15 protein-coding genes are annotated in these 14,469 nt (G+C 41.9%); all 15 read right to left on the bottom strand.

The features are described from left to right. Window positions 1-15: 15 nt before the first annotated feature. The 15 genes from K2Q13_RS06105 to atpG all read right to left on the bottom strand — a co-directional run bounded on the left by K2Q13_RS06105 (window position 16) and on the right by atpG (window position 14,467). Complete coding sequence (locus tag K2Q13_RS06105) at window positions 16-543, bottom strand: cytochrome c oxidase assembly protein (RefSeq protein ID WP_292919997.1); 528 nt, start codon at window positions 541-543, stop codon at window positions 16-18. A gap of 112 nt (window positions 544-655) precedes the next feature. After that, on the bottom strand, window positions 656-2,242 hold the full coding sequence (gene ctaD / locus K2Q13_RS06100) for a cytochrome c oxidase subunit I (protein WP_292919995.1): 1,587 nt from the start codon (window positions 2,240-2,242) through the stop codon (window positions 656-658). A gap of 13 nt (window positions 2,243-2,255) precedes the next feature. After that, the gene (coxB, locus tag K2Q13_RS06095) at window positions 2,256-3,086 is read right to left on the bottom strand and encodes a cytochrome c oxidase subunit II (RefSeq protein WP_292919993.1); all 831 of its coding nucleotides are present in this window, start codon (window positions 3,084-3,086) and stop codon (window positions 2,256-2,258) included. A 468-nt stretch (window positions 3,087-3,554) separates the two neighbouring features. Further along, a complete protein-coding gene (locus K2Q13_RS06090; protein ID WP_292919991.1) occupies window positions 3,555-3,734 on the bottom strand; it encodes a hypothetical protein in 180 nt (59 codons plus the stop codon). 85 nt (window positions 3,735-3,819) lie between these two features. Next, window positions 3,820-4,491, bottom strand: a complete 672-nt coding sequence (locus tag K2Q13_RS06085) for a Bax inhibitor-1/YccA family protein (RefSeq protein WP_292919989.1) — start codon at window positions 4,489-4,491, stop codon at window positions 3,820-3,822. A gap of 117 nt (window positions 4,492-4,608) precedes the next feature. Beyond that, the gene (locus K2Q13_RS06080) at window positions 4,609-5,049 is read right to left on the bottom strand and encodes a hypothetical protein (protein ID WP_292919987.1); all 441 of its coding nucleotides are present in this window, start codon (window positions 5,047-5,049) and stop codon (window positions 4,609-4,611) included. A gap of 22 nt (window positions 5,050-5,071) precedes the next feature. Further along, on the bottom strand, window positions 5,072-6,118 hold the full coding sequence (gene ruvB / locus K2Q13_RS06075; RefSeq protein ID WP_292919986.1) for a Holliday junction branch migration DNA helicase RuvB: 1,047 nt from the start codon (window positions 6,116-6,118) through the stop codon (window positions 5,072-5,074). A 22-nt stretch (window positions 6,119-6,140) separates the two neighbouring features. Next, window positions 6,141-6,722 (bottom strand): Holliday junction branch migration protein RuvA, encoded by a 582-nt coding sequence (ruvA, locus tag K2Q13_RS06070; RefSeq protein ID WP_292920054.1) that lies wholly within the window; start codon window positions 6,720-6,722, stop codon window positions 6,141-6,143. Continuing rightward, window positions 6,719-7,237 (bottom strand): crossover junction endodeoxyribonuclease RuvC, encoded by a 519-nt coding sequence (ruvC, locus tag K2Q13_RS06065; RefSeq protein ID WP_292920052.1) that lies wholly within the window; start codon window positions 7,235-7,237, stop codon window positions 6,719-6,721. The genes ruvA and ruvC overlap by 4 nt, the downstream gene beginning before the upstream one ends. A 24-nt stretch (window positions 7,238-7,261) precedes the next feature. Continuing rightward, window positions 7,262-7,990: a YebC/PmpR family DNA-binding transcriptional regulator gene (locus tag K2Q13_RS06060; RefSeq protein ID WP_292919984.1), complete on the bottom strand. Its 729-nt coding sequence runs from the start codon at window positions 7,988-7,990 to the stop codon at window positions 7,262-7,264. Between the two features lie 146 nt (window positions 7,991-8,136). Continuing rightward, a complete protein-coding gene (glmS, locus tag K2Q13_RS06055) occupies window positions 8,137-9,993 on the bottom strand; it encodes a glutamine--fructose-6-phosphate transaminase (isomerizing) (RefSeq protein WP_292919982.1) in 1,857 nt (618 codons plus the stop codon). Between the two features lie 59 nt (window positions 9,994-10,052). Further along, window positions 10,053-11,426: a bifunctional UDP-N-acetylglucosamine diphosphorylase/glucosamine-1-phosphate N-acetyltransferase GlmU gene (glmU, locus tag K2Q13_RS06050; protein WP_292919980.1), complete on the bottom strand. Its 1,374-nt coding sequence runs from the start codon at window positions 11,424-11,426 to the stop codon at window positions 10,053-10,055. Window positions 11,427-11,732: 306 nt separating this feature from the next. Next, a complete protein-coding gene (locus tag K2Q13_RS06045) occupies window positions 11,733-12,155 on the bottom strand; it encodes a F0F1 ATP synthase subunit epsilon (RefSeq protein WP_292919978.1) in 423 nt (140 codons plus the stop codon). Window positions 12,156-12,172: 17 nt separating this feature from the next. Next, window positions 12,173-13,552, bottom strand: a complete 1,380-nt coding sequence (gene atpD, locus K2Q13_RS06040) for a F0F1 ATP synthase subunit beta (protein WP_292919976.1) — start codon at window positions 13,550-13,552, stop codon at window positions 12,173-12,175. A gap of 30 nt (window positions 13,553-13,582) precedes the next feature. Next, window positions 13,583-14,467, bottom strand: coding sequence for a F0F1 ATP synthase subunit gamma (gene atpG, locus K2Q13_RS06035; RefSeq protein ID WP_292919975.1), 885 nt, complete (start codon window positions 14,465-14,467; stop codon window positions 13,583-13,585). Window positions 14,468-14,469 lie beyond the last annotated feature (2 nt).

Here is a 14,469-nt window from a genome sequence, read left to right as displayed (position 1 = left end):
TTCTGCAACAAAACTTCAGCTACCGGGTAATTCAAAAAAAGTATATGAAATAGTCACCGTATCTATATCTGTAGGCAGGTTTGGCTCAATCACGAATTGCACTGGCATTTGCCTGGTTTCATTTGGCTTAAGAACCTGTTTTGTAAAACAAAAACACTCAAATTTCTTCAGATACTTATCTAGAAAACGTGGGCTATAACTGGGTATTGCTTGCCCATTAATTTCTCGATCTGAATCATTTGTAATTTCGTACATCACATTAACTGGCTCACCTGGGTGAATGCGAGCACTAGTTTGCAGCGGTTTAAACTGCCAAGGTAATCCTCTTGTATTGGCATCGAACTGAACTGTTATCCAGCGCTCCTCGTCCACCCAGTTATCCTTCACCCGTACGTCCGCTTGTAGCAGATTGTTAATTCCGGTTACTTCGCAAAATTTTTCATAGAACGGTACCAAAGCATAACCAAAAACAAACATAACTAACGTGAAAATTAATAATTTTTTCAGCATTAATACATTAGCTTTTGATTTACTAGTTATCATTGTTTGAAAATAACCATTAAATAAATGGCTAGCACCATAATTAACAGAATAATTCCTGTTCTAAGCTTCTTACGTTTTAATTCTGGGTCTTGTGACATACGTTTTGCTACCTTTAATTAACAACAGGTGGTTTCTCAAAACTATGGTATGGCGCCGGAGTAGGCAAATGCGTCCATTCCAATGTTTTCGCACCTTCCCATGGCATCTGCGGTGCTTTTTCTCCACTACGGATACAACTAATCATAATGTAAAGGAAAAGCAGTTGCGTCAGTCCAAACCCAAATGCGCCAAGGCTAGAAATCATATTAAAATCTGCAAATTGCAAATTATAATCAGGAACTCTACGTGGCATACCTGCCAAGCCCAAGAAATGCTGAACAAAGAAAGTTAAGTTAAAGAAGAACATGGACAACCAGAAGTGCCACTTACCTAACGTTTCATTGTACATACGACCGGTCCATTTCGGTATCCAGTAATAAGCGCCAGCAAACAGTGCAAACAATGCGCCTGATACTAAGACATAATGGAAATGCGCAATCACATAATAAGTATCCTGAACTTGAATATCAATTGGAACAATCGCACAAATCACACCGCTAAATCCGCCAATCACGAACAGGAAGATAAAGCCGATTGAAAACAGCATCGGTGTTTCAAATGTCATTGAGCCACGCCACATGGTTGCCGTCCAATTAAATACTTTCACTGCGGTTGGAACAGCGATCAACATCGTTGCATACATGAAGAACAATTGACCGACTGCCGGCATACCTGCTGTGAACATATGATGTGCCCACACAACGCAAGATAAAATTGCGATCGATGCAGTCGCATAAACCATTGATGAATAACCAAATAACGGCTTGCGCGAGAAAGTTGGAATTATCTCAGAAATAATTCCGAATGCAGGCAAAATCATAATATAGACTTCCGGATGCCCAAAGAACCAGAAAATGTGCTGAAATAAAACTGGATCTCCACCACCGGCTGCATTAAAGAAACTTGTTCCAAAATGGCGATCTGTGAGTAGCATAGTTACTACACCAGCCAGAACAGGCATAACCAGAACCAGCAAATAGGCAGTAATCAACCATGTCCATACAAACATAGGCATCTTCATCAACGTCATGCCAGGCGCACGCATATTTAAGATGGTTGTGATGATATTAATTGAGCCCATAATAGAGGAAGCACCTAAAATATGAACAGAGAAAATCATCAAATCCACGCCCAAGCCACCCTGTGTCGAAAGTGGTGGATAGAATGTCCATCCTCCCGCTGCGGCACCACCTGGAACAAAAAATGATCCAATTAGTAAAGTAGCTGCCACCGGCAATAACCAGAAACTCCAGTTATTCATCCGCGCAAAAGCCATATCGGGCGCACCAATCATCAATGGTACCTGCCAATTAGCAAACCCCACAAAGGCCGGCATAATGGCACCGAACACCATGATTAGCCCATGCAACGTAGTAAATTGATTAAATAACTCAGGTTCTAGTATCTGAATACCTGGCTGATATAATTCAGCCCGAATACCCATAGCCAAAAAACCACCTACCAAAAACATCGTAAAACTAAACCAAAGATACATCGTACCAATATCTTTGTGATTAGTCGTTGTAACCCAACGCATTATCCCACTGGGATGATGATCATCATGTCCGTGACCATGTGTGTCACCGTGTACTGCTGCCATAGCTATCTCCTTTTTACTTATTTTCTACATGCATTGATGTCTTGACTGCAGACGCGCTTAATTGAGTTGCCACCCATTGTGCATAATCATCTGCTTCCATGACTTCTACCACGATCGGCATAAATGCGTGATCCTTACCACACAGTTCGGAACACATCCCGCGATATATTCCAGCCTTATCTGCTGTAAACCATGTATCGCGAATAAAACCCGGAATCGCATCCTGCTTAACACCCAACGCTGGTACCGACCAAGCATGAAGCACATCATTCGCAGTTATCACAACGCGTACTTTTTTACCGACTGGAACGACCACATGATTATCAACCTCCAACAAATAGTGTTCGCCCTTAGGTTCTTTATTCTCAATTTGCGCCCGCGGTGTCGAGATTCTACTAAAAAAGCTAATGCCTTCACCTTCGCCTTGCAAATAATCATAACCCCACATCCACTGGTAGCCCGTTGCTTTGATTGTCATATCTGGACTCGAAGTATCCTTCATCGCAATAACAGTCTTGGTTGCAGGCCATGCCATAACTACAAGAATAATACAAGGTATTATAGTCCAGATAACTTCTGCTGCAGTACTGTGATGAAAATTTGCTGCCTTGTGACCCACAGACTTTCGGTGCTTAAGGATGGAATAAAACATAACACTAAATACACCGATAAAAATGACCAAACATACCCACATAAGCCAAATATGCATATCATATGTTTCTTTTGCGATGATACTTTGCGGCTCTGGAAAATTATATCTAGATCCCAGAGATCCCACCGCCATGCTCGAGTACAAAGCAAGAGCGGACACCCCCGCCAGGGTTACTACTGATTTACTTCCCATATTTCCCCCTACATGATTACAAATTTTACAGACTTCAGGTACGACTATGAACGCTACAAACCTGAACCATTTTCTTGTTCAGCCAGTTTATGAATTTCATACGTTACAATCTAATTTTATTAACACCACACCATGATTGACGATAATCATATTTCTTTGGCCGAATTTCCTTATTATCCGCAACTTAGATTTTCTTAGTTATAGATACCTTCTACATGCTAATTAATCAAGTGGAAATTCTAGCATGTCACTGTTGCTCAAACAAGGAAAATTCATGATTTTTATAGGAATATTCCCATACTTATAATATGGTATTGCTATAAGAGGACAGCTAAAAAACATTGCGTAAAGTAAAAAAATTATCTCAATTCGCAATGCAGCTTACTGCTTTTTCTTAAATTCATCTCAAACGAATTTAAATCCTGGAACCTCAGCACCTGAAATTAATCGCCATCCAAGGCAAGCAGATCAAACTAATTTAATCAGCAACATGACAAACAGGACTACCGCAGCAATTGGAATGACGAAACTCATCCAATCGGAAGATGTCCCTTTGGGACTATTCTTTATCATATGCCGAGCTCTTGGAAACAAGACAACAATAAACATCACTAGCGCCAAAGCAGCAATAATTTGCATCCAATCCATGATTAATTCCTCTCTTTGAAATTCTTTTATCCAAAAAAAACCCCGGTTTAACCGGGGTTTTATGGATTATTCTAAAATCCAGAAATTAATCGTCATTGCCCATAATACCCAGTATTTGCAGCAGGCTAATGAAGATATTAAAAATTGTCATATATAAACCAATAGTAGCCAGCACGTAATTGGTTTCACCACCATGAATAATGCGACTGGTGTCATGCAGAATAAAGCCACTCATGATCATAATGACAACAGCAGATATCATCAATGACATAGCCGGTATTTGCAGGAATATGTTAGCTAGGGCAGCTAATAGTACTAACAAAAACCCTACCATCAAGAACCCACCTAGGAAGCTGAAATCTTTCCGAGTAGTCAGCACATAAGCAGACAGTCCCATGAAAATAGCTCCTGTTCCAGCGAACGACAGCATAATGATATTTCCACCATTAGGAAGAGATGCATACATAGTTAATATCGGTCCCAGTCCAAATCCCAGCAAACCAGTAATCAAAAATACAATTCCGATTCCAGCTGGCGAATTTGCAAAACGGGGCAATACAAACATCGCAATAACCATCCCACCAATAATTGATATCAAATAAGTCATAGGCGGCATGTTCATCATCATTGATATGGCAGCAGTAAATCCGCTGAATAACAATGTTAAAGACAAAAGCATATATGTGTTACGTAATACTTTATTCGTTGCTATCGCAGAAGGTGATCTTTGCGAAACGGTTGATAAATTTTGATTCATTATTAAATAGCCTCCACTGTGAAATTTATAACAAACTATTCTAACGATCGATAAGACTACTATATGAAGAATATAGTTCAAAGCATAATATCATGAATTATGCCGTATTTTTAGGCCCTACTCGTTTGAAGTTTTTGCCAATGTGAAATTATACACAAGAAAAAAACCTCCTCGTTCGATTAATGTAATATTCAGACTAATTAGCCCTGCGTCAAAATTAGCAGCACCTGAATAATTAATGCGCTTTTCTCCGACCAATGAGAATGCACTAACAGTACGAGAAAAATTAAGTTCTTCGATAGATTGAAATCGACCGAAACTGCGATACAGATCCATCAGCTGATCAAGCTGTTCGTCGCTTATTGTTTGCCTTGCCTCTGGCGCCAAGTGAAGCAGCAGCGCTTGTTTTTCCCAGCTTGAAATTTCAGTTAATATTTGGGCAATTGCAGGTTCTGCACTTTTACTGTAAAAATCTTTTTCACGACCGGTATAAAAATACAACATAGCCACTAGTGTCAGCAATACGGCTACAATGAATCGCAATGTTTGAATCTGCATAGGCTGTAAGCAATAGAGTTAGTTATAAATTTTTTTCTTCCCAAAGTTCACCGCTTAATCCACCATTTAACTGAGCGATACCAAAATGCTGATAAGCCGCTGTCGTTGCCATACGTCCTCTTGATGTGCGTTTCAAGAATCCTTGCTGAATTAAGTATGGCTCTAACACATCTTCAATCGTGTCGCGCTCTTCACTAATCGCAGCAGCGAGATTATCAACACCGACCGGGCCACCACTAAATTTTTCCAATACGGCTAATAGCAATTTCCGGTCCATGACATCCAGCCCGATCGCATCAACGTCCAACATGCTCAAAGCAGCATCCGCCACAAGGTGAGTAATATGCCCATCTGCCTTCACCTGGGCATAATCACGCACGCGGCGCAGCAACCGGTTAACAATTCGTGGCGTGCCACGCGAACGGCGAGCAATTTCTAGCGCACCATCGGATGAAATTTGTACTTTCAATAACCCGGCAGAACGAATAACTATCTTGCCAAGTTCTTCCGGCGTATAAAATTCCAGGCGTGACACAATACCGAAACGATCACGCAGTGGATTCGTAAGCATGCCAGCACGCGTCGTTGCTCCCACCAAAGTAAATGAAGGCAAGTCGAGCTTCACAGATCGCGCTGCCGGCCCCTCTCCTATCATAATATCTAATTGATAATCTTCCAGCGCCGGATAAAGAATTTCTTCTACTACGGGTGAAAGGCGATGAATTTCATCGATAAACAGAACATCATTAGGCTCCAGATTAGTCAATAAAGCCGCCAAATCGCCCGGACGCTCCAGTACCGGACCAGAAGTTTGCCGCAAATTAACACCCATTTCTCTGGCAATAATATGCGCAAGTGTCGTCTTACCTAATCCGGGCGGCCCGAATAATAAAACGTGATCTAGCGCTTCGTGTCGATTCCTGGCAGCTTCTATAAATATCTGCAGTTGCCCACGAATTTTTTCCTGACCGACATACTCCTCAAGTTGTTTAGGACGTAATGCCCGCTCTAATATTTCTTCTTGCGAAGATGAGGAAATAGCAGTTATAAGCCGATCGGTTTCAATCATTCATTACCCTCGTGATTTTCTACTATCTCTCTTTAGATAATAATTGCAACGCCTGGCGTATGCCATCGGACACCATCGTATTCGAAGAAATCTGCTTAATAGCCCAACTGGCTTCACGATCGCTATAGCCTAATGATAACAATGCATTGAGAATGTCACTCTCACTGGTTGACGACGCAGCATGATCAGAATTGAACACTGCCAAGTCCAATTTATCTCGCAATTCAAGTAATAAACGCTCGGCCGTCTTTTTTCCAATACCAGGCACTTTTACTAATCGCGCACTATCTTGAGAACCCACCGCACGATGCAAATCAGCTACGCTCAAGCCAGATAGAAGTGCTAATGCTGTTCTTGCACCTATACCGGAAATTTTTACTAACATTCGAAATGTCCGGCGCTCCAGTTCTGTCGCAAAGCCAAACAGCAAGTGCATATCTTCACGTATTACAAGGTGGGTATACAAAGTAACTTGCGTTCCGAGCACGGGAAGATCATAAAAAGTACTCATCGGCACATCAATCTCATAACCAACTCCGTGCACTTCCAGCAACACCTGGGGCGGATGTTTTTCTAACAATGCACCAGTTAATCGCCCAATCAAACTAACCGTCCACGCTTCATTCGGTAGCCAGTTGTCGCGATTCTTCCCAAGCCAAGCCCGCCATTCGCATGGCAAATGGCACAAGCCAAAGCATCAGCCGCATCGGCACCTGGACTTCCGGTCAGTTTAAGTAATCGCATCACCATTTCTTGTACTTGATCTTTTTTTGCATGACCATTTCCAACAACCGCTTGCTTAATTTGCAATGCAGTATATTCAGCCACCATTAGATTATTCATGACTGCTGCACAAATTGCCGCACCACGCGCTTGCCCCAACAATAATGTTGATCTAGGGTTGATATTGACAAAAACCTGCTCTATGGAAACGTGTTGTGGACGATATAAGGCAATAATTTCGGTTAAATTATCTAAAATCAACTTAAGACGGAATGACAACTCACCTTCCGAGGTCTTAACGCTGCCACTGCTGACGTAGGTTAAATCGCTTCCATTCTTGTCTATCACGCCAAAACCAGTAATGCGTAATCCTGGATCTATACCAAGAATACGGATTTTCTCACCTCATGGCAGCTTTGTTTATGACTCTTCAAGTACAACTGTAGTATATACATTCTGCACATCGTCCAAATTTTCCAGCGCGTCTAATAATTTCTGCATTTTTACCGCATCATCACCCGAAAGTACTGTTTCATTACCTGGCTTCATAGTTACCTCGGCCAATTCTGCCTTAAAACCCGCTTTCTCCAAAGCATCCTTTATATTTATGAATTCATAAGGGGCAGTAATTACTTCTATGCTACCGTCCTCGTTATTAATCACGTCCTCAGCTCCATTGTCCACTGCCGCTTCTATGATTTTATCCTCATTCGTTCCAGGCGCGAAAATTAACTGACCACAGTGTTCGAACAGAAAACTAACTGAGCCATCCGTTCCCAAGTTCCCGCCAAATTTGGTAAACGCATGGCGCACATCAGCCACGGTTCGAACACGATTATCCGTCATGCAATCCACCATCACCGCAGCACCTGCTATTCCATACCCTTCATAGCGAATTTCTTCATAATCAGCGCCATCCAGCGCACCGCAGCCCCGTTTAATCGCACGCTCAACGTTATCTTTTGGCATATTCTGGTCGTATGCTTTATCCACCGCCAAGCGCAAACGCGGATTACTATCTGGGTCTCCCCCCCCCATCCGAGCAGCCACCGTAATTTCCTTGATAAGTCGGGTAAATACTTTACCGCGCTTGGCATCTTGCGCTGCTTTCTTATGCTTAATATTTGCCCACTTGCTATGACCAGCCATTTATTAACACCCTTAACTAAAGTAAGTTGATATTACCACCCTATATTCTATGGATAAAGTATCTAGCTTCGTAGCAATACAGATAAAATAGATTATTCAATGGTATGTAATAATTTCAGCTGCATACAATCCATTCTCCATTAATGTTATTCAACAGTCACAGCTTTCGCTAGATTCCGTGGTTTATCAACATCCGTGCCTTTCACTAAGGCCACATGATAAGCCAATAACTGTAGTGGTATGGTATGTAGAATCGGGCTCAGCAAGCCTGCATGCTCAGATAAACGGATGATATGCAGATTTTTACTCTGCGTCATTTGAGAATCTGCATCTGCAAATACATAAAGCTCACCACCCCGAGCATGCACTTCTTGCAAATTTGATTTAAGCTTGCCAATCAACTGATCATTGGGCGCAATGGCTACGACAGGCATCTCATTATCAACCAAAGCCAGTGGCCCATGCTTCAACTCTCCTGCTGCATAAGCCTCAGCATGAATGTAAGAAATTTCTTTGAGCTTAAGCGCTCCTTCCATCGCGATAGGATAATGAACTCCGCGTCCAAGAAATAGTGCATGACGTTTTTGTGCAAAATTTCTTGCCCAGATCTTCACCTGCGGCTCGATTTGCAATGCGTGTTGCAGAGCCACCGGCAAATGGCGAAGCGCCATAATCATTCGTTGTTCATCCTGAGCGGATAATTTATGACGCATCTTTGCCAATGTCACTGTCAATAACAATAGTGAAGCCAATTGTGTAGTAAATGCTTTCGTCGAGGCTACTCCAATCTCTGGGCCTGCACGTGTGAGAAAGCATAAATCAGCTTGCCGTATCAATGCACTTTCTGGCACATTACAAATAGCAAGACTGTATTGATGACCTAACTTTTTAGCGTAACTTATTGCCGCCAGAGTATCGGCAGTTTCACCAGATTGAGAAATGCCAACTACTAAGGTAGCTTGATCTGCCAAGGGGTTACGGTAACGGTATTCGCTGGCAATTTCAACATTGCAGGGAATTCCGGCAACAGTTTCCAACCAGTGCCTTGCAACTAAGCCTGCATGATAGCTTGTTCCACAAGCTAGAATTAGAATATCGTTAGTTTTGGAAAATACTTTCTCAGCCTCGCTACCAAATAAATTGGGTGAAATTGATTGTGCATTAAAAACCATCTCCAGGGTATTAGCCACAGCGCTGGGTTGCTCGAAAATTTCTTTCTGCATGAAATGCGCGTAAGGTCCCAATTCAATTGACTCACATGATAGATTACTTTCGTGAACAGGACGTTTGACTTCTTTTACAAAGTTCGTATTTAGGCAGTTAACAATACGATATTCGCTGCAGGTAAGCTCAGCCACATCACCTTCTTCCAAATAAATCATCTTTCTAGTTGCCTTTAGCAACGCGGATGCATCAGAAGCCGCATAATTACCGCTTTCACCTATTCCCAATAATAATGGCGCTCCATTACGCGCCACAACAATTCTTTCTGGCCGGGCTTCCTCTATAACTGCGATCGCATAAGCGCCGTGTAGCTCAGCAATTGATGCGCAAACCGCTGCCACCAAATCACCGGTATGCTTAAGATTAAAAGCAATCAAATGCGCAATTACCTCAGAATCAGTATCGGAAATAAATTCAAACCCCTCTACCTGCAAGCGTTTGCGCATTATTTCATGATTTTCAATTATTCCATTATGGGCGATGGCGATTCGGGCAAGAGATTCTGGTGTTTCAGAAAAATGAGGATGCGCATTACGCTCGGAAGGGGCTCCATGCGTCGCCCAGCGAGTATGTGCAATACCAGCAGAGCCCTGTAAATTCTTTTCACAGGCAAGCTTTTGTAGCTCGGTTACACGGCTTGTTGTGCGCAATCTTTGCAAACCATTACAAGCCACTACGAGGCCAGCGGAATCATATCCTCGGTATTCTAAATGCAATAATCCATCTAATAACACTGGAACGATATTATTATTTGCTACTGCACCCACTATTCCACACATATCGCATTTTCCTGCTACTCAAACTGTCAAAAAATACTACCGGGATGATAAATGCTACTCTATTTTTTGATTTTTGGAGGGCGTCTCCACCCAACAATGCTGACTTGTTTCGATCTGGACAAAGTAAGTTGATTCGCTGGCGTTTCTTTGGTAATCGTTGATCCAGCGCCAATTGTTGACCCTTTTGATATCTTAACAGGCGCGACAAGCTGCGTGTCAGATCCGATAAAAACATCATCCTCGATGATAGTAGCGTGCTTATTAGCGCCATCGTAATTACAAGTAATTGTTCCAGCGCCGATATTGACATTCTTCCCTACGCAAGAGTCGCCAATATAGCTTAAATGATTCGTTTTGCTCCCCACACCCATCTGGCTATTTTTAACTTCAACGAAATTACCAATCTGTACTTCACTGGCAAGTCGAGTACCCGGGCGAATGCGCGCATAAGGACCTATCTTGCAATTCTCACCAATTTCTACATCCTCCATCATGCTATAAGGGCGAATAATACTTCCCGTCGCTACCGTTGCATTCCTGAGTATGCAATGAGCGCCTACCTGCACATGATTACCTAGCTTAACAGTTCCTTCAAAAATACAATTAATATCAATTTCAACATCTGCTCCACAAATGAGTTCACCTCGTATATCAATTCGCAACGGATCAATCAAACTAACACCTTCATCCAACAACTTATTAGCACAGTATTTTTGAAAGTGCCTTTCAAGTTCTGCCAATTGGAGCTTGTTATTAACTCCCATTACTTCCCAGAAACTCTCGACCTGTGACGATGCGACATGTATCCCATTTTTAACAGCCATCTCAATGAGATCTGTTAAATAATATTCCTGTTGAGTGTTTTCATTTTTGATCGTAGGCAGCCATTTATGTAAATAAACATTGGGTATAAGCATAATACCTGTGTTTATTTCATGTATATCTTGTTGTTCAGCGCTCGCGTCTTTTTGTTCAACAATCGCAGTAACTGCCCCGGTTTCGATATCACGCACGATTCTTCCGTAACCAAAAGGATTTACAATTATTGTGGACAACACAGCGCAGTTTCTCCCATCTGCCACGACCAATAATTGACGCAATGTTTGCATACTTACTAATGGAACATCTCCATAAAGAATAAGTGTCAAGCCATCATCACTAAGCTGAGATAGTGCTTGCATTAGCGCGTGTCCGGTACCCAGTTGTTGCTCCTGTATCACCCACGTCAAATCATCTCCAATGATCGTTTGCCTTATTGTCTCTCCGCCATGACCAATAACCACGCAAATTTTATTAGGCGATAGCTTTCGCGCTGTATTAATTACATGCGTCAGTAATGGTCGACCCGCCAAAGTATGCAATACTTTTGGAAGAGAAGAGTGCATACGCTTTCCAGCACCTGCTGCGAGAATTACTACATTTAGCTTCAGCATAATTCTGAATGATTTCGAAATAAATATTGCGATTTAATTGAATGAACAATAATTTCCAGTATTTTCTTATAATAGCCTTTGTAAGTTAACTCATCGCTGATTTTAATATTTATAATTTTACAAGTGGTTAAAACTAGCAGAAGCTTAGAAAGAAAGCACAAAAAAGGCGACATATGTCGCCTTTTTTGTGCTTTCTTTATTTTAAAGAATGTTACGGCAAGCTAATAAAGTAACAATTGCATACTTCGATTCACTTGTATTCAGTTATCTTTCAACAAATAATCGGAACTCAATCTTTTATATTGACTAATGTCCACGTTTTCTTAGTTTATCAATTGCCGCAAGCTGTGCCATCGCTTCTATCAATTCAGCCTGTGCTCTAACATAATCCAATTCTGATTCCTTATTTTTCATCGCTTCTTCAGCGGCCCGCTTCGCTTCAAGCGCTTTGGCTTCATCTAGATCGTGGCTGCGTACAGCAGTATCAGCTAATATGGTAACAATATCTGGCTGTACTTCTAGCATACCTCCAGACACGTATATTAATTCCTCCTCCTTGAGCTGAGCTTTTATACGCACCATTCCAGATTTTATCTTTGTCAACATCGGTGTGTGACGCGGATAAATACCTACCTCGCCCATTTGTGCCGGTGCAACCATAAATTCCACAGGCCCAGAATAAATTGATTCCTCAGCACTAACTATATCAAGATGAAAAATGGTACCCATCGCTATTTTCTCAGAGTTTATTGAAGTGTTTTCGATTTTTCGATTGCTTCTTCGATGCTGCCGACCATATAAAACGCTTGTTCTGGTAAATCATCATATTCACCTCCAACAATACCTTTAAAACCTTTGATAGTATCTTTTAGAGACACATATTTCCCTGGAGAACCGGTAAATACTTCCGCAACATTGAACGGTTGAGACAAAAATCGTTGAATTTTACGAGCACGACTCACAGCAAGTTTATCTTCAGGAGACAACTCATCCATACCCAAAATTGCAATAATATCTCTTAATTCTTTATAGCGCTGTAAGGTCTGCTGCACTGCGCGAGCAGTATTGTAATGCTCTTCCCCTACAACTTGTGGATCAAGCTGACGTGAAGTTGAATCAAGAGGATCCACAGCCGGGTAAATACCTAGTGAAGCAATATCGCGAGACAAAACCACCGTGGCATCCAAATGACCAAAAGTTGTTGCTGGTGATGGATCAGTTAAATCGTCAGCTGGTACATACACAGCTTGTATCGAAGTAATCGACCCAGTTTTAGTAGATGTAATACGCTCTTGTAGTCGCCCCATTTCTTCAGCGAGAGTTGGCTGATATCCAACTGCTGACGGCATACGCCCAAGCAAAGCAGAAACTTCTGTTCCAGCCAAAGTATAGCGATATATATTATCTACAAAAAACAATACGTCACGACCTTCGTCACGGAAAGATTCCGCCATTGTCAACCCAGTTAATGCCACACGCAAACGATTCCCAGGCGGTTCATTCATCTGCCCATAAACAAGAGCCACCTTATCCAGAACCTTAGAATCTTTCATTTCATGATAAAAGTCATTTCCCTCGCGAGTACGCTCTCCCACACCTGCGAATACTGAATATCCACTGTGCTCAATCGCAATATTACGAATCAATTCCATCATATTAACCGTTTTGCCCACACCCGCACCGCCAAATAATCCGACTTTACCACCTTTAGCAAACGGACAAATCAAGTCAATCACTTTGATACCAGTTTCCAACAGCTCTGTTGATGCCGAAAGTTCATCAAAAGCAGGAGCTTCACGATGTATTGACATATGCTGCTCGGCACCGATATCACCCATTTCATCAATTGGGCGACCCAAAACATCCATGATACGTCCTAACGTTTTGATTCCAACAGGCACATGAATCTGTTTTCCGCTATTTTGCACCATCATTCCACGACGCAATCCATCTGAGGAACCCAGTGCAATTGTGCGAACCACACCATCACCCAACTGCTGTTGCACTTCGAGTGTAAGCTCAGAACCTTCCATTACTAACGCATCATATACTTTTGGGAGAGATTCGCGCGGAAACTCCACATCAATCACTGCACCAATACACTGAACAATTTTTCCTTGACTCATTGTTGTTCCCTAAACAAATACAAAAAATTTTTAAACAGCTGCCGCGCCGCCGACAATTTCAGACAATTCCTTCGTAATTGCCGCTTGCCTGGATTTGTTATAAATCAATGTCAATTCATCAATAACATTACCAGCGTTGTCCGATGCAGCTTTCATTGCAACCATCCTTGCCGATTGCTCTGACGCCATATTTTCAGCTACAGCTTGGTATATTAAAGCTTCAACATACCGAACCATAATATCATCGATGACGGACTTCGCCTCTGGCTCATAAATATAGTCCCATGACGTTTTTGCCTTTGCATCGATTTGATTTTCGCTTTGCATAACTTCATCAGTTAAAGGGAGCAACTGTTCCATAACCGGCTGTTGCTTCATGGTATTGATGAAACGATTATAAAAAATAAACACTCGATCAAACTGATCTTGTGTATAACCGTCCAGTACCACTTTAACTGCGCCAATGAGTCTCGCTATATCTGGTGTATCACCAAGCCCTATAACTTGTGAGGTAATATTCGCACCAATCCGACTCATAAAGCCCAAGCCTTTGTTACCGATACAACAGGCTTCTATCTGCTCTCCCTCGTTATTCCATATCTTCATCTGACTCAAAGTCTTACGCAACACATTCGTGTTCAATCCACCGCACAGGCCTTTGTCTGAAGTTATAACAATAATTCCAATCTTTTTGACCGTATCCCGTTCGATCAAGAATGGGTGTCTATACTCGGTATTTGCACGGCTCATATGCGCGGCAACATTTCTAATCTTTTCTCCGTAAGGTCGCGCTTTTTTCATACGTTCTTGAGCTTTACGCATTTTTGATGCCGCCACCATTTCCATGGCGCGTGTAATTTTTTGCGTATTCTTTACACTCTTGATCTTATTGCGTATTTCTCTGCTGCCGGCCATTT

Origin of the sequence: Nitrosomonas sp., from assembly GCF_019752095.1 — a bacterium.
Lineage (GTDB): Bacteria > Pseudomonadota > Gammaproteobacteria > Burkholderiales > Nitrosomonadaceae > Nitrosomonas.
This window is presented reverse-complemented; position numbering and strand designations above follow the sequence as displayed.